Raw genomic sequence first — 18,429 nt, 5'->3', positions numbered from 1 at the left:
GCCGAGGTCCACGCCGGGCGGGGTGTCGGCCGGGTCGGGCCAGCGGGTGGTGACGACCTTGCCGCGGGTGTAGAAGCGCGTGCCGTCGTTGCCGTAGATGTGGTGGTCGCCGAAGAGCGAGTCCTTCCACCCGCCGAACGAGTGGTAGCCCACCGGCACCGGGATCGGGACGTTGACGCCCACCATCCCGGCCTCGACCTCCATCTGGAAACGCCGCGCCGCCCCGCCGTCACGGGTGAAGATCGCCGCGCCGTTTCCGAACGGTGAGGCGTTGACGAGCGCCAGCCCCTCCTCGTAGGTCTCGGCGCGCAGCACGCACAGCACCGGGCCGAAGATCTCGTCGCGGTACGCGTCGGCGGTGACCGGCACCCGGTCCAGCAGCGAGATGCCGATCCAGTGCCCGTCCTCGTACCCCTCGACGGTGAAGCCGGTGCCGTCCAGGACGACCTCGGCCCCCTGCGCGGCGGCGCCCCGCACGTACGAGGCCACCTTGTCGCGGTGGGCGCGGGTGATCAGCGGGCCCATCTCGGAGACGGGGTCGTGGCCGGGACCGATCACGACCTTCTCGGCGCGCTCGCGGATTCGGCGCACCAGCTCGTCGCCGATCGCGCCGACGGTGACCACCGCGGAGATGGCCATGCACCGCTCCCCCGCCGAGCCGTAGGCGGCGGAGACCGCGGCGTCGGCGGCGGCGTCCAGGTCGGCGTCGGGCAGCACCAGCATGTGGTTCTTGGCCCCGCCGAGCGCCTGGACGCGCTTGCCGTGGGCCGCGGCGGTGGTGTGGACGTGCCGGGCGACGGGTGTGGAGCCCACGAAGGAGACCGCCCGCACGTCCGGGTGCTCCAGCAGCCGGTCGACGGCGACCCGGTCGCCGTGCACGACGTTGAACACCCCGTCCGGCAGGCCGGCCTCCGCGAGCAGCGAGGCGAGCAGGTTCGCGGCCGAGGGGTCCTTCTCGGAGGGCTTGAGCACGAAGGTGTTCCCGCAGGCGACGGCCAGCGGGAACATCCACATCGGCACCATGGCGGGGAAGTTGAACGGCGTGATGCCGGCGACCACGCCCAGCGGCTGGCGGATCGCGGCCACGTCCACCCGGCCGGCCACCTCGGTGGACAGCTCGCCCTTGAGCTGGACGGGGATGCCGCAGGCCAGGTCGATGATCTCCAGGCCGCGGGCGACCTCGCCGAGGGCGTCGGAGTGCACCTTGCCGTGCTCGGCGGTGATCAGCCGGGCGATCTCGTCGCGGTGGGCGTCCACCAGGGCGCGGAACCTGAACAGGATCGTGGTGCGGGCGGCCAGCGAGGAGCGGCCCCAGTCGGCGAACGCCGCCCCGGCGGCGGCGACGGCCGCGTCCACCTCCTGTGCGGTGGCGAAGGCGACCTGGGTGGTGACGGCGCCGGTGGCGGGGTCGGTGACCGGGCCGAACCTCCCGGACGTCCCCTCGACGGTCCTGCCGCCGATCCAGTGGTGGAGGGTCTTCGTCATGCGGGACTCCTTCGCAGTCGACAGCTCGCCGGACCGTCCCATGACACCAGGACCGGGCTGGGGAACGCTCCCGACACAGTGTGTGCCTCCGCGGCCCGGCGCCGACACCCCGCGCCCTGCCGGTCCCGGCGGGCCCTGGGGCGTCCTCGATCGTCGCGGCACCCCACGCCGGGCGGGTCCGTGGCCGTCGGCGCGCCTCGCCGGGCCCTCTCTTTGGCACATACCCCCTGGGGGTATAGTCTGGGTACCAGAGGGCGACAACGCCATCCCATCGATCAGGAGTAACGACATGACCCAGTCGACCGACACCCAGGGAACCGTCACCGCCGTCTACAAGGTCACCGGCATGAGCTGCGGCCACTGCGAGGGCTCGGTCTCCGGCGAGCTCTCCCGCATCCCGGGCGTGGAGTCGGTCAAGGCCGTCGCCTCGGCCGGTGAGGTCACCGTGGTCTCGGCCGCCCCGCTGGAGGAGGAGGCGGTCCGCGCCGCCGTGGACGAGGCCGGTTTCGAGTACGCCGGCCGCGCCTGACCGCCCGCGGCACGCGCGCACACCTTCGCTCGCCACGCCGCGTCCCGCGTCACCCCGTCATCGCCCAGGAGGCCCGAATGTCCAGCACCGTCACCACGACCGGGACGGCGGACCCGGTCGCGGATGCGCCCCGCTCCGAGGTCGAGCTGCTGATCGGCGGCATGACCTGCGCCTCGTGCGCCGCCCGGATCGAGAAGAAGCTCAACCGGATGGACGGCGTGGAGGCCACGGTCAACTACGCCACCGGGAAGGCCCGCGTCTCCTACCCCGAGGGGGTATCGGTCGCGGACCTGGTCGACACGGTGGTGAGGACCGGGTACACGGCGGAGCCGCCTCCCCCGCCGGCGCCCGCGCGAGCCGCCGGGCCGTCCCCCTCCGCCGGGGAGCCGGCCGAGGGGGACGACGACCCCGAGGTGACGGCGCTGCGGACCCGGTTCACGGTCTCCGCGGTCCTCGGGCTGCCCGTCGTGCTCCTGGCGATGATCCCGGCGCTGCAGTTCGACAACTGGCAGTGGCTCTCCCTCACCCTGGCCGCCCCGGTCGTGGTGTGGGGGGCGCTGCCGTTCCACCGCGCCGCCTGGACCAACGCCCGGCACGGTGCGGCCACCATGGACACCCTCGTCTCGCTGGGCACCCTGGCCGCCTTCGGCTGGTCGCTGTGGGCGCTGTTCCTGGGCCACGCCGGCATGCCGGGGATGCGGCACGAGTTCTCCCTGACCGTCTCCCGCGGCGACGCCTCCGCGACGCTCTACCTGGAGGTCGCCGCCGGGGTCACGGCGCTGATCCTGCTGGGCCGCTGGCTGGAGGCGCGCTCCAAGCGGCGCGCCGGGGCGGCGCTGCGGGCGCTGATGGAGCTGGGGGCCAAGGACGTCGCGGTGCTCCGCGACGGCCGTGAGACCAGGATTCCGGTCGACGCGCTGGCGGTCGGCGACCGGTTCGTGGTGCGGCCGGGCGAGAAGGTCGCCACGGACGGCGTGGTGGTGGAGGGTTCCTCCGCGGTGGACGCCTCGCTGCTGACCGGTGAGTCGGCGCCGATGGACGTCTCGGTGGGCGACGCGGTCACCGGGGCGACCGTCAACGCGGGCGGCAGGCTCGTCGTGGAGGCCACCCGGGTGGGCTCCGACACGCGGCTGGCCCGGATGGCCGAGCTGGTCGAGGAGGCGCAGAACGGCAAGGCCGAGGTGCAGCGGCTGGCCGACCGCATATCGGGGATCTTCGTCCCGGTGGTGCTGCTGATCGCGCTGGGCACCCTGGTCGGCTGGCTGCTGGCCGACGGCGACGTCACGGCGGCGTTCACCGCGGCGGTGGCGGTGCTGATCATCGCCTGCCCCTGCGCGCTCGGCCTGGCGACGCCGACGGCGCTGATGGTCGGCACCGGGCGGGGCGCCCAGCTCGGCATCCTGATCAAGGGCCCCGAGGTCCTGGAGTCGACCCGCCGGGTGGACACCGTGGTGCTCGACAAGACCGGCACGGTCACCACCGGCTCGATGACGCTGCACGAGTCCCACGCCGCCGAGGGCGTCGAGGAGGCGGAGCTGCTGCGCCTGGCGGGCGCGGTGGAGCACGCCTCCGAGCATCCGGTGGCGCGGGCGGTGGCGGCCGGCGCCCAGGACCGGGTGGGCACGCTGCCCGCCGTGGAGGACTTCGCCAACCTGCCCGGCCGGGGCGTGCGCGGCCGCGTCGAAGGGCGCGAGGTGACCGTCGGGCGGCTCACGGCGGACGGGGCGGCCCCGGAGCTGCCGGAGGCCTTGGCTCGGGCCAAGGAGGCCGCGGAGGACGCCGGCCGCACCGCCGTGGTGGTCTCGTGGGACGGCGCGGCGCGCGGGGTCCTGGCGGTCTCCGACACCGTGAAGCCGACCAGCGCGGAGGCGGTTGCCGAACTGCGCCGTCTGGGGCTGCGTCCGGTGCTGCTCACCGGAGACAACCGGCGGGCGGCCGTCTCGGTGGCCCGCTCGGTGGGCATCGACGAGGCGGACGTCGTCGCGGAGGTCCTGCCCGAGGACAAGGTGGAGGCCGTGCGCCGGCTCCAGGCGGAGGGCCGCACGGTGGCCATGGTCGGCGACGGCGTCAACGACGCGGCGGCGCTGGCGGCGGCGGACCTGGGCCTGGCCATGGGCACGGGCACCGACGCGGCGATCGAGGCGAGCGACCTCACGCTGGTCCGCGGGGACCTGCGGGTGGCGGCGGACGCGATCCGGCTCTCCCGGCGGACCCTGGCCACCATCAAGGGCAACCTGTTCTGGGCCTTCGGCTACAACGTGGCGGCGCTGCCGCTGGCGGCGGCGGGGCTGCTGAACCCGGTGATCGCGGGCGGCGCGATGGCCTTCTCGTCGGTGTTCGTGGTCAGCAACAGCCTGCGGCTGCGCGGCTTCCGCTGAGCCGGCCGGGACGCCCTCCCGGGGCGCCCGCGCACGGCCTTCGGCCCGGTCCTCGGGGCGGTGCTCGGCGCGGTCTTCCGCGCGACCCGGCCGGGTGACCGAAAAACGGCTTGCGGCAAATCCGTCGTCCTCTGGATCTGCCACCCGTTCCTCACATAAGCTCTTCACAAGTCTCGCGCGCCATCTTCATGCGTCGCTGACCGGCTCGTTCTGCCGGACAACCGCCGCGGACAGGAAGCCGTGGGAGATGCAGATCACAGTGATGTCAACGTAACCCTTCAGTGCATTCGAAGGTCTAAGTTGGCGGTGCCGGAAGCATCTTGGGGGGTGTGACCGGCATCTGCGGAGACGTCTTGGGGGACGCCTCCGGAGCTGCGTTGCCGGGGCACGTGCGACCGGGGAGCTTTGAGCGGCCCTCCCGACGCCACGGGTCCCGGCAGACCGCACAACGCGTGCCGTCCTGACGGCGCGCGCAGCGTTTCAGGCGCTGCCCGTGGACGCCCGGGCCCGGATCCCGTGGGGGGAATCCGCACCGGGGCACAGAAGGGCGCCCTGTACGTCGGCCCGTGGGGGGACCGGCGGCAGGGCGCCCTTCGTCTTTCCCCGTCGCGCACCCCGCCTCCGCCGCCCTCGCCGGGCCGCCGGCTCCGCCCGGTCGCCCTGCGGCGGCTGCAGGGCCCCACACGGCCTCAGCGGCGCCCTGGGAGCCTCCAGGGGCCCCGGGGAGGCATCTCGGACCCTCGTGCGGCCCCGGACGCGCCGGAGCCGCCCCGGTCGGAGAGGACCGGGGCGGCTCCAGTGGCAAGCGGGGGGCGGCGGGTCAGGCGCGCTCCTCCACCGGGACGAAGTCGCGCTCGACGATGCCCGTGTAGATCTGGCGCGGGCGGCCGATGCGGGAACCCGGCTCCTTGATCATCTCGTGCCACTGCGCGATCCAGCCCGGCAGGCGGCCCAGCGCGAACAGCACGGTGAACATCTCGGTCGGGAAGCCCATCGCCCGGTAGATCAGACCCGTGTAGAAGTCCACGTTCGGGTACAGGTTGCGGGAGACGAAGTACTCGTCGGACAGCGCGTGCTCCTCGAGCTTCAGCGCGATGTCCAGCAGCTCGTCGGACTTGCCGAGCGCCGAGAGCACGTCGTGGGCCGCGGCCTTGATGATCTTGGCGCGCGGGTCGAAGGACTTGTACACCCGGTGGCCGAAGCCCATCAGGCGGACGCCGTCCTCCTTGTTCTTCACCTTGCGGATGAAGGAGTCGACGTCGCCGCCGTTGGCCTGGATGCCCTCGAGCATCTCCAGCACCGACTGGTTGGCGCCACCGTGCAGCGGGCCCCACAGGGCGCTGATGCCGGCCGAGATGGACGCGAACATGTTGGCCTGCGAGGAGCCGACCAGGCGGACCGTGGAGGTGGAGCAGTTCTGCTCGTGGTCCGCGTGCAGGATCAGCAGCTTGTCGAGCGCCGAGACCACGACCGGGTCCAGCTCGTACTCCTCCGCCGGCACGGAGAACGTCATGCGCAGGAAGTTCTCGACGTAGCCGAGGTCGTTGCGCGGGTAGACGAACGGGTGGCCGACCGACTTCTTGTACGCGTGCGCCGCGATCGTCGGGAGCTTGGCGAGAAGGCGGATCGTGGAGAGGTGCCGCTGCTTCTCGTCGAACGGGTTGTGGCTGTCCTGGTAGAAGCTGGACAGCGCCGAGACGACCGAGGACAGCATCGCCATCGGGTGGGCGTCCCGCGGGAAACCGCGGAAGAAGTTCTTGACGTCCTCGTGCAGCAGGGTGTGCTGCGTGATCTCGTTCTTGAACGTCGTGAGCTCGTCGACCGTCGGAAGCTCGCCGTTGATCAGCAGGTAGGCGACCTCCAGGAAGGTCGACCGCTCGGCCAGCTGCTCGATCGGGTAGCCGCGGTAACGCAGGATGCCCTGCTCACCGTCCAGATAGGTGATCGCGGATTTGTAGGCGGCGGTGTTGCCGTAGCCGCTGTCCAGGGTCACCAGACCGGTCTGGGCCCGGAGCTTCGCGATGTCGAAGCCCTTGTCGCCGACGGTGCTGTCGACCACCGGGTAGGTGTACTCGCCGTCGCCGTACCGCAGTACTACAGAGTTGTCGCTCACGTCTTCCCTCACCGACCTAGTCCTCATCTTCGAGGTGCCCTGACCGCCTCTACCTTCCCCCAACTGGCTCTGGCGAGTGCACTCGGGGTCGACCATCGGGCCCATCGGCGGCACTCAGTGCCGTCAACCTGTTCATCCTGCCCGTCGCGGGCCGGTTGCGGAAGGCCACTGTGACCTTTGCGACCCATTTGATCGATCATTTTTATCGAAAAGAATCCTCACACCGGCGGGCGGGGTCCCGGGAGGCGCCCCGCCCCGGAAAGCCGGTGGTCCAGCGCCGTGCAGCGCCGCCCCGCCGAGACGGTGCGCACCGCCTGTCCGATGGCTTTGCGGGAGCCAACGAGCACGACCAGTTTCCTGGCCCGGGTCACCGCCGTGTAGAGCAGGTTGCGCTGCAGCATCATCCACGCGCCGGTGGTCACCGGGATGACCACGGCCGGGTACTCGCTGCCCTGCGAGCGGTGGATGGTCACCGCGTAGGCGTGGGCCAGCTCGTCGAGCTCGTCGAAGTCGTAGGGAACCTCCTCGTCCTCGTCGGTGAGCACCGTGAGCCGCTGCTCGTCGGGGTCGAGCGAGGTGACGACACCGACCGTGCCGTTGAAGACCCCGTTCTTCCCTTTTTCATAATTGTTACGGATCTGTGTGACTTTGTCCCCCACACGGAAGACCCGCCCGCCGAACCTCTTCTCGGGCAGGTCCGGGCGGGCCGGGGTGACCGCCTGCTGCAGCAGGCCGTTGAGCGCGCCGGCGCCCGCCGGACCGCGGTGCATGGGGGCGAGCACCTGTACGTCGCGGCGGGGGTCGAGGCCGAAGCGGGCGGGCAGCCGCCGGGCGGCCACGTCGACGGTGAGGCGGCCCGCCTCCTCGGTGTCCTCCTCGACGAACAGGAAGAAGTCCTTGAGCCCGTCGGTGACCGGATGGTGCCCGGCGTTGATCCGGTGCGCGTTGGTGACCACGCCGGACTGCTGCGCCTGGCGGAAGACCTTGGTCAGGCGCACCGCCGGGACGGGGCTGCCGTCCGCCAGCAGGTCGCGCAGCACCTCGCCCGCGCCGACGCTGGGCAGCTGGTCCACGTCGCCGACGAACAGCAGGTGGGCGCCGGGGGCGACGGCCTTGACCAGCTTGTTGGCGAGCAGCAGGTCCAGCATGGAGGCCTCGTCGACCACCACCAGGTCGGCGTCGAGCGGGCGGTCCTGGTCGTAGGCGGCGTCCCCGCCGGGCTTGAGCTCCAGCAGCCGGTGGACCGTGGAGGCCTCGGCGCCGGTCAGCTCGGCGAGCCGCTTGGCGGCCCGGCCGGTGGGCGCGGCCAGCACCACCTTGGCGCGCTTGGCGCGGGCCAGCTCCACGATCGAGCGGACCGTGAACGACTTGCCGCAGCCGGGCCCGCCGGTGAGCACGGCGGCCTTCTCGGTGAGGGCCAGCTTCACCGCGGCCTCCTGCTCCGGGGCCAGCTCGGCCCCGGTGCGGGTGCGCAGCCAGCTCAGCGCGCGGTCCCAGTCCACGTCGTGGAACCAGGGCATCCGGTCGCCGTCGGCGCGCAGCAGCCGCAACAGGCGGGAGGCCAGCGCCTGTTCCGCCCGGTGGAAGGGGACCAGGTAGACGCCGGTGACCGGGCTGCCGTCGTCGTCCGGTCCGGGGACCTTCTCGCGGACCACGCCAGGCTCCTCGCCGTCCGGTCCGGGCGCGGCCAGCTCGGCGAGGCACTCGATGACCAGGCCGGTGTCGACCTGGAGCAGCTTGACCGCGTCGGCGATCAGGCGTTCCTCGGGCAGGAAGCAGTGGCCCTGGTCGGCGGACTGGGAGAGGGCGTACTGGAGCCCGGCCTTCACCCGCTCCGGGCTGTCGTGCGGTATGCCGACGGACTGGGCGATCTTGTCGGCGGTGAGGAAGCCGATGCCCCAGACGTCGGCGGCGAGGCGGTAGGGCTGGTTCTTCACGACGGAGATGGAGGCGTCGCCGTACTTCTTGTAGATGCGCACGGCGATGGAGGTGGACACCTCGACGGTCTGGAGGAAGAGCATGACCTCCTTGATCGCCTTCTGTTCCTCCCAGGCGGCGATGATCCGCTTCGTCCGCTTGGGACCGAGACCGGGGACCTCGATCAGGCGCTGCGGCGACTCCTCGATGACGGTGAGGGTGTCCGTCCCGAAGTGGCGGGTGATGCGGTCGGCGAAGACCGGCCCGATCCCCTTGACCAGGCCGGAACCGAGGTAACGGCGGATGCCCTGGACCGTGGCGGGCAGGACGGTCGTGTAGTTCTCGACGTGGAACTGCTTGCCGTACTGGGGGTGGGAGCCCCAGCGGCCCTCCATCCGCAGCGACTCCCCGGCCTGGGCGCCGAGCAGCGCGCCGACGACGGTGAGCAGCTCGCCCGGGCCCGAGCCGCGGCCGGTGTCGACCCGGGCGACGGTGTAGCCGTTCTCCTCGTTGGCGTACGTGACGCGCTCGAGCACGCCCTCGAGGGTGGCGAGCCTGCTGGTGGGCGGAGTTGCCATGTTCCGACGTTACCGCCGGGCGGCGACAACGCCGCGGGCCTGTGGAAAACCCGGGTGAGTGACGGTCAGTTCTTGCGGGCGACGTCACGCGCCCACAGCACCAGGGGCACCTGCAGGGGCAGCCGGCCGTAGGCGACGGCCTTCATCGAGGCGGGCCGGCGGCTCCAGTCGCGGGCCATCTTCACGTTCGCCGGGAAGACGCCGACGAAGAAGGCGGCGGTCGCCAGGGCCGCGGTACGCCGGGTGCGGGGCGCGGCGAGGCCGGCGGCCAGGGCGAGTTCGGCCGCGCCGCTGGCGTAGGTCCAGGCGCGGGCGGAGCCCGGGAGGCCACGGGGGACGATGCCGTCGAAGACGCGGGGACGGGCGAAGTGGGCGGCGCCGGCCGTGGCGAGGAGGGCGGCGAGGGCGAGGGGCGAGCGGGACATCGGGGTCTCCTCAGAACGGTGTGGAGCGATGCTACTCGCGGGTAGCTCCGCGGCGACGGAGATCCGCCCACTTCCGCGAAACGTTTCGCCACCTCGCGCGCCGCGCGGCCCTCGCCTCCCCCGCCCGCCCGAGCGAGCTATCTCACAACCTGGTCCCAGACCCTTGCCAGCCGCCCGTGTAATCGTTTCCAATCGCTCGTGTAAACGTTTCCACAAGGAGGTGGAACCGCTCATGCCTGGCATCAAGGACGTCGCGGCCCGCGCCGGAGTCTCCGTCGCGACCGTGTCGCGCGCGCTCAACCGGCACCCCTCGGTGAGCGAGGACGCCCGCGCCCGGGTGCTGGCCGCGGTCGAGGAGCTCGGGTACCGCCCCAACGCGGTCGCCCGGTCACTGCGCACCGACCAGACCCGCACCCTCGGGCTGGTGATCAGCGACGTGCTGAACCCCTACTTCACCGAGCTCGCCCGGGCCGTGGAGGAGGAAGCGCGCGCCCTCGGGTACAGCGTGATCATCGGCAACGCCGACGAGCGCCCCGACCTGCAGGACCACCACATCCGCAACCTGCGGGACCGCCGGATCGACGGCCTGCTGGTCTCCCCCACCGACGGCGGCACCCCCCTGCTGCTCGACACCGCGCGGGCCGGGACCCCGGTCGTCTTCGTCGACCGGTGGATCCCGGGCGCGGACGACGTGGACGTGCCCGTGGTCCGCTCGGACGGCCGGGACGCCGTGCGGGAGCTGGTCGCCCATCTCCACCGCCTCGGGCACCGGCGGCTCGCCATCATCGCGGGCCCGGCGGCCACCACCACCGGCAGCGAGCGGGTCGAGGCCTTCCGCGAGGCGCTCGCCGCGCACGGCCTGGAGCTGCCCGATACCTACATCGGCCAGGGCGACTTCCAGGCCGAGAGCGGCCGGCGCGCCACCGAGCGGTTCCTGGACCTGCCCGAGCCGCCCGAGGCCGTGTTCGCCGCCGACAACCTGATGGCGCTCGGCGCCCTGGACGCCGTGCGCTCGCGCGGCCTGCGGGTACCGCACGACATCGCGCTGGCGGCGTTCGACGACATCCCCTGGTTCGTGCACACCGACCCCCCGGTCACCGCGATCGCCCAGCCCACCGGCGAGCTCGGCCGTGCGGCGGTGCGCGCCCTGGTCGACCGCATCGAGGGCCGGGCCGCCCGGTCCGTCACCCTTCCCGCCCGGCTCGTCGTCCGCCGCTCCTGCGGCGAGGACGGCCACGACACCGGGACCGGTCCGCAGAACGGGACCGACCCCCAGAAGAGGAGCAACCCGTGAGCGACACGGACGAGTTGCTGCGCATCGAAGGAGTGCGCAAGGCCTTCCCCGGCGTGGTCGCGCTCGACGGCGTCGACTTCGACCTGCGGCGCGGCGAGGTGCACGTGCTGCTCGGCGAGAACGGCGCGGGCAAGAGCACGCTGATCAAGACGCTCTCCGGCGCCCACCGCCCGGACGAGGGCCGCATCCTGGTCGACGGCCGGGAGGTGACGATCGGCAGCGCGCAGGACGCGGAGAAGCTGGGCATCGCCACCATCTACCAGGAGTTCAACCTGGTCCCGGACCTGACCGTGGCCGAGAACATCTTCCTGGGCCGCCAGCCCCGCCGGTTCGGCATGATCGACCGCCGCCGCATGGAGGCCGACGCCGCCGAGCTGCTGGAACGGGTCGGGGTGCCGGTCCCGCCGCATGCCCGGGTGCGCGAACTGGGCATCGCCCGCCTGCAGATGGTGGAGATCGCCAAGGCGCTCAGCCTGGACGCCCGCGTGCTGATCATGGACGAGCCGACCGCGGTGCTCACCTCGGAGGAGGTCGAGAAGCTGTTCTCGATCGTCCGCCGGCTGCGCGAGGACGGCGTGGGCGTCGTCTTCATCACCCACCACCTGGAGGAGATCGCCGCCCTCGGCGACCGCGTCACCGTCATCCGCGACGGCCGCAGCGTCGGCCAGGTCCCGGCCGCCGCCCCGGAGGGCGAACTGGTCCGCCTGATGGTGGGCCGCTCCATCGAGCAGCAGTACCCGCGCGAGCGGACCACGGCCGGCGAGCCGCTGCTGCGGGTGGAGGGGCTGACCCGGGACGGCGTCTTCCACGACGTGTGCTTCGAGGTCCGGGCCGGCGAGGTCGTCGGCATCGCCGGCCTGGTCGGCGCCGGCCGCACCGAGGTGGTGCGCGCCGTGTTCGGCGCCGACCCCTACGACGCGGGCACGGTCACGGTGGCGGGGAAGGACCTGCGCCGCCACGACGTCAACGCCGCGCTGGACGCCGGGATCGGACTGATCCCCGAGGACCGCAAGGGCCAGGGCCTGCTCCTCGACGCCTCCGTCGCGGAGAACCTCGGCCTGGTGACCCTCCGGTCGTCGACGAAGGCCGGGCTGGTGGACCGCAAGGGCCAGCGGCAGGCCGCCGGGCGGATCGCCGAGCAGCTCGGCGTCCGGATGGCCGGCCTCGACCAGCAGGTACGCACCCTGTCCGGCGGCAACCAGCAGAAGGTCGTCATCGGCAAGTGGCTGCTCGCCGACACCCGGGTGCTGATCCTCGACGAGCCGACCCGCGGCATCGACGTGGGCGCCAAGGTCGAGATCTACCAGCTGATCAACGAACTCACCGCCGCCGGTGCGGCGGTCCTGATGGTCTCCAGCGACCTGCCCGAGGTGCTCGGCATGAGCGACCGGGTGCTGGTGATGGCCCAGGGCCGGATCGCGGGCGAGCTGCCCGCCGACCGGGCGACCCAGGACGCGGTGATGGCCCTCGCCGTCTCCACGCAGTCCCCGCAGTCCACGCAGTCCACGCACACCACGCACGCCACCGGCGAAGAGGCCGGGAACGCAGGAACCAAGGAAGGGAAGGCCGACCGTGGCCACTGACACGCTCAAGAGCAGGCCGGGCGCGAGTGGCGCCGGCGGCCTGCGCCGCATCCTGCTCGACAACGGCGCGCTGACCGCGCTGATCGTCCTGGTGGTCGCCATGTCGGCGCTCTCCGGCGATTTCCTGACCGCGGACAACCTGCTGAACATCGGCGTCCAGGCGGCGGTCACCGCCATCCTGGCCTTCGGCGTCACCTTCGTCATCGTCTCGGCGGGCATCGACCTGTCGGTGGGCTCGGTGGCCGCGCTGTCGGCGACCGTGCTGGCCTGGATGGCCACCTCCGAGGGCGTACCGGTCGTCGTCGCCGTGATCCTGGCCGTCGCCACCGGCCTGGCCTGCGGCTTCGTCAACGGTGTGCTGATCTCCTACGGGAAGCTGCCGCCGTTCATCGCCACCCTGGCGATGCTGTCGATCGCGCGCGGTCTGTCGCTGGTGATCTCGCAGGGCAGCCCGATCCCGTTCCCCGAGTCGGTCTCGCACCTCGGCGACACCCTCGGCGGCTGGCTGCCGGTGCCGGTCCTGGTCATGGTCGTCCTCGGCCTGATCACGGCGCTGGTCCTGGGCCGCACCTACATCGGGCGCTCCATGTACGCCATCGGCGGCAACGAGGAGGCCGCCCGGCTGTCCGGCCTGAAGGTCAAGAAGCAGAAGCTGGCGATCTACGCCCTGTCCGGCCTGTTCGCCGCCGCGGCGGGCATCGTGCTGGCCTCCCGCCTGTCCTCCGCGCAGCCTCAGGCCGCGCAGGGCTACGAGCTCGACGCGATCGCCGCGGTCGTCATCGGCGGCGCCTCGCTGGCCGGCGGCGTCGGCAAGGCCTCCGGCACGCTCATCGGCGCGCTGATCCTCGCCGTGCTGCGCAACGGTCTCAACCTGCTCTCGGTCTCCGCGTTCTGGCAGCAGGTCGTCATCGGCGTGGTCATCGCGCTCGCCGTCCTGCTGGACACCGTCCGCCGCAAGGCCGGCGCCACCCCGGCGGCCGCCTCCCCGGCGGGCGGCGGCGGGAACCGCGGCAAGCAGGCGCTGACCTACCTGCTGGCCGCCGTGGTCGCGGTCGCGGTGGTGGCCTCGATGTCCTTCCTGCACAACGGCTCCGACTCGGCCGCCAAGCAGAAGGTGGGTCTGTCGCTCTCCACCCTGAACAACCCGTTCTTCGTGCAGATCCGCCAGGGCGCGGAGCAGGAGGCGAAGAAGCTGGGCGTGGACCTGACCGTCACGGACGCCCAGAACGACGCCTCCCAGCAGGCCAACCAGCTGCAGAACTTCACCAGCTCCGGCCTGTCCACCATCGTCGTCAACCCGGTGGACTCCGACGCGGCGGGCCCCTCGGTGCGCTCCGCCAACAAGGCGGACATCCCGGTGGTGGCCGTGGACCGCGGCGTCAACAAGGCGGAGGTCGACACGCTGGTCGCGTCGGACAACGTCGAGGGCGGCCGGATGGCGGCCCGCGCGCTGGGCGAGAAGCTGGGCGGCAAGGGCTCCATCGTGATCCTGCAGGGCCAGGCGGGCACCTCCGCCAGCCGTGAGCGCGGCCAGGGGTTCGCCGAGGGTCTCGAGGAGTTCCCCGGCATCGAGGTGGTCGCCAAGCAGCCCGCGGACTTCGACCGCACCAAGGGCCTGGACGTCATGACCAACCTGCTCCAGGCGCACCCCGACGTCCAGGGCGTGTTCGCCGAGAACGACGAGATGGCGCTCGGCGCCGCGAAGGCCCTCGGCTCCCGTGCGGGCAAGGACGTGCAGGTCGTGGGCTTCGACGGCACCCCGGACGGTCTGAAGGCCGTCGAGGCGGGCACCCTCTACGCCTCGGTCGCCCAGCAGCCCACCGAGCTGGGGAAGATCGCGGTGCGCAACGCGCTGGACGCGGCCGAGGGCAAGGACCTCAAGGACCTGGTCAAGGTGCCGGTGAAGGTCGTCACCAAGGAGAACGTCGGCTCGTTCGGCGGCTGACGGTCCGGAAGAGACAACGGGTCCGGGCGAGGAAGCCGACGGTCCGGGTGAGGAAGACGAGGAGACGGTGATGTTCGACTACGACCTGGTGGTCGTCGGTTCGGCCAACGCGGACCTGGTGATCGGCGTCGAGCGGCGGCCCGCCGCCGGCGAGACCGTGCTCGGCTCGGACCTCGCGGTCCACCCGGGCGGCAAGGGCGCCAACCAGGCGGTCGCCGCGGCCCGGCTCGGGGCGCGGACGGCCCTGGTCGCCCGGGTGGGCGACGACCCGCACGGGCGGCTGCTGCTGGACTCGCTGTCCTCCTCCGGCGTGGACACCGCCGCGGTGGCGGCCGGCGGGGCGCCCACCGGCGTCGCGCTGATCACCGTGGACCCGTCGGGCGACAACAGCATCGTGGTGTCGCCCGGCGCCAACGGGCGGCTGACGCCCGAGGACGCGCGGACGGCGTCCGAAGGCGTGCTGCGCCGTGCGCCGGTGGTCTCGGCGCAGCTGGAGATCCCGCTGGAGACGGTGACCGAGGCGGTGCGCCTGCTGGCGCCGGGGACGCGGTTCGTGCTGAACCCGTCGCCGCCGCGGGAGCTCCCCGCTCAGCTGCTGGCGGCCTGCGACCCGCTGATCGTCAACGAGCACGAGGCGCGGGTGATCGCCGGCGACGGCCCGCTGGGCGAGTCCCCCGAGGAGTGGGCCCGGGCGCTGCTGGCGCTGGGGCCGCGCTCGGTGGTGGTCACCCTGGGCGCGGAGGGCGCGGTGACGGCCGAGGCGGCGGGACGCGCGGCCTCGGCGGACCCGTCGGCGCAGGGCACGGCGGCCGGCGTCGAGGTCACCCGTGTGCCGTCGGTGAAGGTCGACGCCGTGGACACCACCGGCGCGGGCGACGCGTTCACCGCGGCGCTGGCCTGGCGGCTGGGCCTCGGCGAGTCCCTGCCGGCGGCGGCCGCCTACGCGGCGCGGGTCGGCGCGGCGGCGGTCACCCGGGAGGGCGCCCAGGCGTCCTACCCGACGGCCGAGGAGGTCGAGGCGCTGTGAAGCGGTCGGGGATCCTCAACCGCCACCTGGCGGGCGCCCTCGCGGAGCTGGGCCACACCGACCAGGTGCTGGTCTGCGACGCGGGCATGCCGATACCCGCGGGCCCGCGGGTGGTGGACCTGGCGTTCCGCGCCGGGGTGCCGTCCTTCGCGGAGGTGCTGGACGGGCTGCTGGAGGAGCTGGTCGTGGAGGGCGCCGTCGCCGCGTCCGAGGTGCGGGAGGCCAATCCGGCGGCCGCCGCGCTGCTGGCCGGCCTGCCCGGGCTGCGCCTGGTTCCCCACGAGGAGCTCAAGCTGCGTTCCCACGAGGCCCGTCTGGTGGTCCGCACCGGCGAGGCGGCCCCGTACGCCAACGTCCTCCTGCGCTGCGGCGTGTTCTTCTGACCGGCCGGGTCGAGGGCGGTGCGCATGACGAAGGGGCCCGGTCCTGTGGACCGGGCCCCTTCGGTTTCTCCCCCCGCCAGAAGCTTTTCCGATCCCCCCGGATCCCCCTCCAGAACTCCTGACGCCGACTAAGACCGGCGAGGTGGGGCGGAGGTTGTACGGCCGGACAAGATTTTTTCCAGTTTCTCGCGAACCTCGGTCCAGTCCTCCGCGAGGACCGCGTGGACCGCCGTGTCGCGCAGCCGGCCCTCCTCCCCCGGGACCCGGGAGACGCCCCAGCCGCGCAGCACTCCCTCGGGCCGGGCCCCCACCCGTTCCATCGCGGCACGGGACCGCGCGTTGCGGGCGTCGGTCATCAGGTCCACCCGGCCGACGCCCCAGCCCTCGAACGCCTGCCGGAACAGCAGCAGCTTGGCCTCGGTGTTGACGCCGGTGCCCTGCGCCGATCGGCCCAGCCAGGTCCACCCCACCTCGACCGCGTCCAGCCTCCCGGGCGTGCGCCAGGCGCGCGGCGTGCAGAAGGAGGTGCAGCCGACGGCGCGGCCGGTGGCCAGGGAGATCTGTGCGTAGGGCGCGACCGTCCCCTCCTCGGCGCGGCCCCGCTGGGTGGCGATGTAGTCCGGGACCTCGTCCGCGCGGGGCACCCAGGTCCAGGCGAAGGTGGACCGGTCCTCCTCCGCCGCGACGGCAAGGTCAGCCGCGTGCCGCGGGTGCAGCGGCTCCAGCCGTACCCGTGAGCCCTCCAGTGGTGGGGCGGTCAGCCGGAAGGTCATCCGGGTCCTCCTTCGTCGGTGCGTCCGCCGTGGAGTCTGCACCACCGGACCCGCCGGCGACCACGCGGTCGCGGCCCGGGCGGACGAGGGAGGTCATGGCGACGCCGGCGACCAGCAGGGCGGCGGCCGCCCAGCGCAGCGGGCTCACCGTCTCGTCCAGCAGCAGCCAGGCGGAGGCCATCCCGAAGACCGGCACCAGCAGCGAGAACGGGGCCACCGTGGAGGCCGGGTACCGCTTGATCAGCCAGCCCCAGGCGCCGAAGCCGAAGACGGTGCTGACCCAGGCGATGAACAGGATCACCCCGACGCCCTCCATGTCGAGGTCGCGCAGGGCCGCCAGGTCGCGGTCGGCGCCCTCGATGAGGAGCGAGAGGGCCAGCAGCGGGAGCACGGGCACGGTGCTCACCCAGACCATGAAGTTGAGCGCGTCCGGCGGGGACGCCTTGCGGGTGAGGACGTTGGAGACGCCCCAGCAGGCGCCGCCGAGTATCACCAGGGCGAAGGCGTGCAGCGGCCCCGTCGTCCCCTCGTCGACGGCCGCCACCGCTATGCCGGCGACCGCGACCGTCATGCCGGCGACCCGCAGCCCGGTGAGCCGCTCGCCGAGCACGGCGAAGGCGAACAGCGCGGTGAAGACGGCCTGGATCTGCAGCACCAGCGAGGTGAGCCCGGCGGGCATGCCCTGGTCCATGCCGACGAAGACCAGCCCGAACTTGGCCACGCCCAGCGCGACGCCGACGCCCACGATCCACTTCCAGGCGACCTTCGGCCGCCCGACCAGGAAAACGGCCGGCAGGGCGGCGAGGAGGAACCGCAGCGCGGACAGCAGGAGGGGCGGGAAGTGGTCGAGGCCGACCTCGATCACCACGAAGTTGACGCCCCAGGTGGCCGCCACGGACACGGCCAGCAGGAGATGAGTAGGTCGCATGCGTCGAGCATCCGTCGCCACCACCGTGAAGCACCAGCGATGATTACTGCACGGGTGGATGTAGCGATGCTGAATCCACGGGCGGGTCGCGTCGAGGGAGGCCGGACCATGCTGGACCTGCAGAGGTTGCGCGCGCTGCACGCCGTCGCCGTGCACGGGACCGTCAACGCGGCGGCGGAGTCGCTGGGTTACACGCCGTCCGCGGTGTCCCAGCAGATCGCCAAACTGGAGCGTGAGACCCGCACGGTGCTCCTGGAGCGGCAGGGCCGGGGCGTGCGGCTCACCGAGGACGCGCGTCAGCTCGCCGAGACGGCGCGGGAGCTGCTGGGCCTGGTGGAGCAGGCGGAGGCGGCCCTGGAGGAGCGGCGCGGTGAGCCGTCGGGGCGGCTGACGGTCGCCGCCTTCCCCTCGGCCGCGCGCGGGCTGATGCCTGGGGTGCTGGCCGAACTGGCGGCTCGTCACAGGGCACTTGACCTGCGGCTCAGCGAAGTGGACCCGCACCTGTCGGTGGGCATGGTGGCCAAGGGCGCCGTCGACGTGGCGGTGACGCACGACTGGGACGTGGCCCCGATGGCGCTCCCGCCGGGGTTGGCCCGGCGGCGGATCGGTGAGGACCGCAGCGACCTGCTGGTCCCGCGGGGGCACCCGCTGGCCGGCCGGTCCGGGGTGCGGGGCGAGGAACTGGCCGGCCAGGACTGGGTCTGCCAGCCGCCGGGGCGGGTCTGCCACGACTGGCTGGTGCGGACCATGCGGTCGGCCGGGCACGAGCCGCGGGTGGTTCACACCGCCGACGAGAACCCCACCCTGGTGGCGCTGGTGGCGGCCGGGCTCGGGGTGGCGGTGATCCCCCGCCTGGGCCGCGGGCCGTTGCCCGACGAGGTGGTGACGGTGCCGATGGAGCCGGTGCCGGTGCGGCGGCTGTACGCGGTGTGGCGGCAGGAGGCGGCCCGGCGTCCGGCCGTCACGGAGACGGTGCGGACGCTGCGGTCGCGATGGCGGGGGATGACCGGGGAACCGTGAGCGGCGGTGGCGCGTCCAAGGGCCGCGCTGCCGGAGCAGTCACCGCGGAGC

14 protein-coding genes are annotated in these 18,429 nt (G+C 72.9%); 8 read left to right on the top strand and 6 right to left on the bottom strand.

Annotated elements, in window-relative coordinates:
* Positions 1–1,485, bottom strand: a 1,485-nt coding sequence (gene mmsA, locus ACOV8S_RS19765; RefSeq protein WP_448319119.1) for a CoA-acylating methylmalonate-semialdehyde dehydrogenase, incomplete at its 3' end; no start/stop codon positions are given.
* A 289-nt stretch (positions 1,486–1,774) separates the two neighbouring features.
* On the opposite strand from mmsA, the gene ACOV8S_RS19760 reads away from it, so the two are divergent.
* Positions 1,775–2,014, top strand: coding sequence for a heavy-metal-associated domain-containing protein (locus ACOV8S_RS19760; protein ID WP_108955267.1), 240 nt, complete (start codon positions 1,775–1,777; stop codon positions 2,012–2,014).
* A gap of 77 nt (positions 2,015–2,091) precedes the next feature.
* Positions 2,092–4,392, top strand: a complete 2,301-nt coding sequence (locus ACOV8S_RS19755; RefSeq protein ID WP_448319118.1) for a heavy metal translocating P-type ATPase — start codon at positions 2,092–2,094, stop codon at positions 4,390–4,392.
* A gap of 820 nt (positions 4,393–5,212) precedes the next feature.
* Here ACOV8S_RS19755 and ACOV8S_RS19750 read toward each other — a convergent pair.
* The 3 genes from ACOV8S_RS19750 to ACOV8S_RS19740 form a co-directional block, all read right to left on the bottom strand.
* The gene (locus ACOV8S_RS19750) at positions 5,213–6,505 is read right to left on the bottom strand and encodes a citrate synthase (protein WP_382558005.1); all 1,293 of its coding nucleotides are present in this window, start codon (positions 6,503–6,505) and stop codon (positions 5,213–5,215) included.
* Between the two features lie 218 nt (positions 6,506–6,723).
* A complete protein-coding gene (recD2, locus tag ACOV8S_RS19745; protein ID WP_448319117.1) occupies positions 6,724–9,000 on the bottom strand; it encodes an SF1B family DNA helicase RecD2 in 2,277 nt (758 codons plus the stop codon).
* 65 nt (positions 9,001–9,065) lie between these two features.
* Positions 9,066–9,425, bottom strand: coding sequence for a hypothetical protein (locus ACOV8S_RS19740; protein WP_448319116.1), 360 nt, complete (start codon positions 9,423–9,425; stop codon positions 9,066–9,068).
* A gap of 232 nt (positions 9,426–9,657) precedes the next feature.
* Here ACOV8S_RS19740 and ACOV8S_RS19735 point away from each other — a divergent pair, with 232 nt between their 5' ends.
* From ACOV8S_RS19735 to rbsD, 5 genes are all read left to right on the top strand, one after another.
* A complete protein-coding gene (locus tag ACOV8S_RS19735) occupies positions 9,658–10,719 on the top strand; it encodes a LacI family DNA-binding transcriptional regulator (protein WP_448319115.1) in 1,062 nt (353 codons plus the stop codon).
* Positions 10,716–12,302: a sugar ABC transporter ATP-binding protein gene (locus ACOV8S_RS19730; protein WP_448319114.1), complete on the top strand. Its 1,587-nt coding sequence runs from the start codon at positions 10,716–10,718 to the stop codon at positions 12,300–12,302. The genes ACOV8S_RS19735 and ACOV8S_RS19730 overlap by 4 nt, the downstream gene beginning before the upstream one ends.
* Positions 12,292–14,247 (top strand): ABC transporter permease/substrate-binding protein, encoded by a 1,956-nt coding sequence (locus tag ACOV8S_RS19725; protein ID WP_448319113.1) that lies wholly within the window; start codon positions 12,292–12,294, stop codon positions 14,245–14,247. The genes ACOV8S_RS19730 and ACOV8S_RS19725 overlap by 11 nt, the downstream gene beginning before the upstream one ends.
* 70 nt (positions 14,248–14,317) lie before the next feature.
* Positions 14,318–15,274 carry a ribokinase gene (locus ACOV8S_RS19720; protein WP_448319112.1) on the top strand — a complete coding sequence of 319 codons (957 nt, stop codon included), beginning with the start codon at positions 14,318–14,320 and terminating at the stop codon, positions 15,272–15,274.
* Positions 15,271–15,657, top strand: coding sequence for a D-ribose pyranase (rbsD, locus tag ACOV8S_RS19715; RefSeq protein ID WP_448319111.1), 387 nt, complete (start codon positions 15,271–15,273; stop codon positions 15,655–15,657). The genes ACOV8S_RS19720 and rbsD overlap by 4 nt, the downstream gene beginning before the upstream one ends.
* A gap of 128 nt (positions 15,658–15,785) precedes the next feature.
* On the opposite strand, the gene ACOV8S_RS19710 is transcribed toward rbsD, so the two are convergent.
* Both ACOV8S_RS19710 and ACOV8S_RS19705 read right to left on the bottom strand, forming a co-directional pair.
* Complete coding sequence (locus tag ACOV8S_RS19710) at positions 15,786–16,430, bottom strand: GNAT family N-acetyltransferase (protein WP_448319110.1); 645 nt, start codon at positions 16,428–16,430, stop codon at positions 15,786–15,788.
* On the bottom strand, positions 16,351–17,358 hold the full coding sequence (locus tag ACOV8S_RS19705; RefSeq protein WP_448319109.1) for an EamA family transporter: 1,008 nt from the start codon (positions 17,356–17,358) through the stop codon (positions 16,351–16,353). The genes ACOV8S_RS19710 and ACOV8S_RS19705 overlap by 80 nt, the downstream gene beginning before the upstream one ends.
* A gap of 108 nt (positions 17,359–17,466) precedes the next feature.
* Here ACOV8S_RS19705 and ACOV8S_RS19700 point away from each other — a divergent pair, with 108 nt between their 5' ends.
* Entirely contained in the window at positions 17,467–18,378 is a 912-nt protein-coding gene (locus ACOV8S_RS19700; protein WP_448319108.1) for a LysR substrate-binding domain-containing protein, read from the top strand.
* Positions 18,379–18,429 lie beyond the last annotated feature (51 nt).

The sequence above is a fragment of the Streptomyces sp. CO7 genome, from assembly GCF_053474865.1.
This window is presented reverse-complemented; position numbering and strand designations above follow the sequence as displayed.

Coding starts and splice junctions, on each gene's coding strand:
- ACOV8S_RS19700 (WP_448319108.1), top strand. CDS start 17,467: ATGCTGGACCTGCAGAGGTTGCGCGCGCTGCACGCCGTCGCCGTGCAC.
- recD2 (WP_448319117.1), bottom strand. CDS start 9,000: ATGGCAACTCCGCCCACCAGCAGGCTCGCCACCCTCGAGGGCGTGCTC.
- ACOV8S_RS19710 (WP_448319110.1), bottom strand. CDS start 16,430: ATGACCTTCCGGCTGACCGCCCCACCACTGGAGGGCTCACGGGTACGG.
- ACOV8S_RS19735 (WP_448319115.1), top strand. CDS start 9,658: ATGCCTGGCATCAAGGACGTCGCGGCCCGCGCCGGAGTCTCCGTCGCG.
- ACOV8S_RS19760 (WP_108955267.1), top strand. CDS start 1,775: ATGACCCAGTCGACCGACACCCAGGGAACCGTCACCGCCGTCTACAAG.
- ACOV8S_RS19720 (WP_448319112.1), top strand. CDS start 14,318: ATGTTCGACTACGACCTGGTGGTCGTCGGTTCGGCCAACGCGGACCTG.
- ACOV8S_RS19705 (WP_448319109.1), bottom strand. CDS start 17,358: ATGCGACCTACTCATCTCCTGCTGGCCGTGTCCGTGGCGGCCACCTGG.
- ACOV8S_RS19755 (WP_448319118.1), top strand. CDS start 2,092: ATGTCCAGCACCGTCACCACGACCGGGACGGCGGACCCGGTCGCGGAT.
- ACOV8S_RS19740 (WP_448319116.1), bottom strand. CDS start 9,425: ATGTCCCGCTCGCCCCTCGCCCTCGCCGCCCTCCTCGCCACGGCCGGC.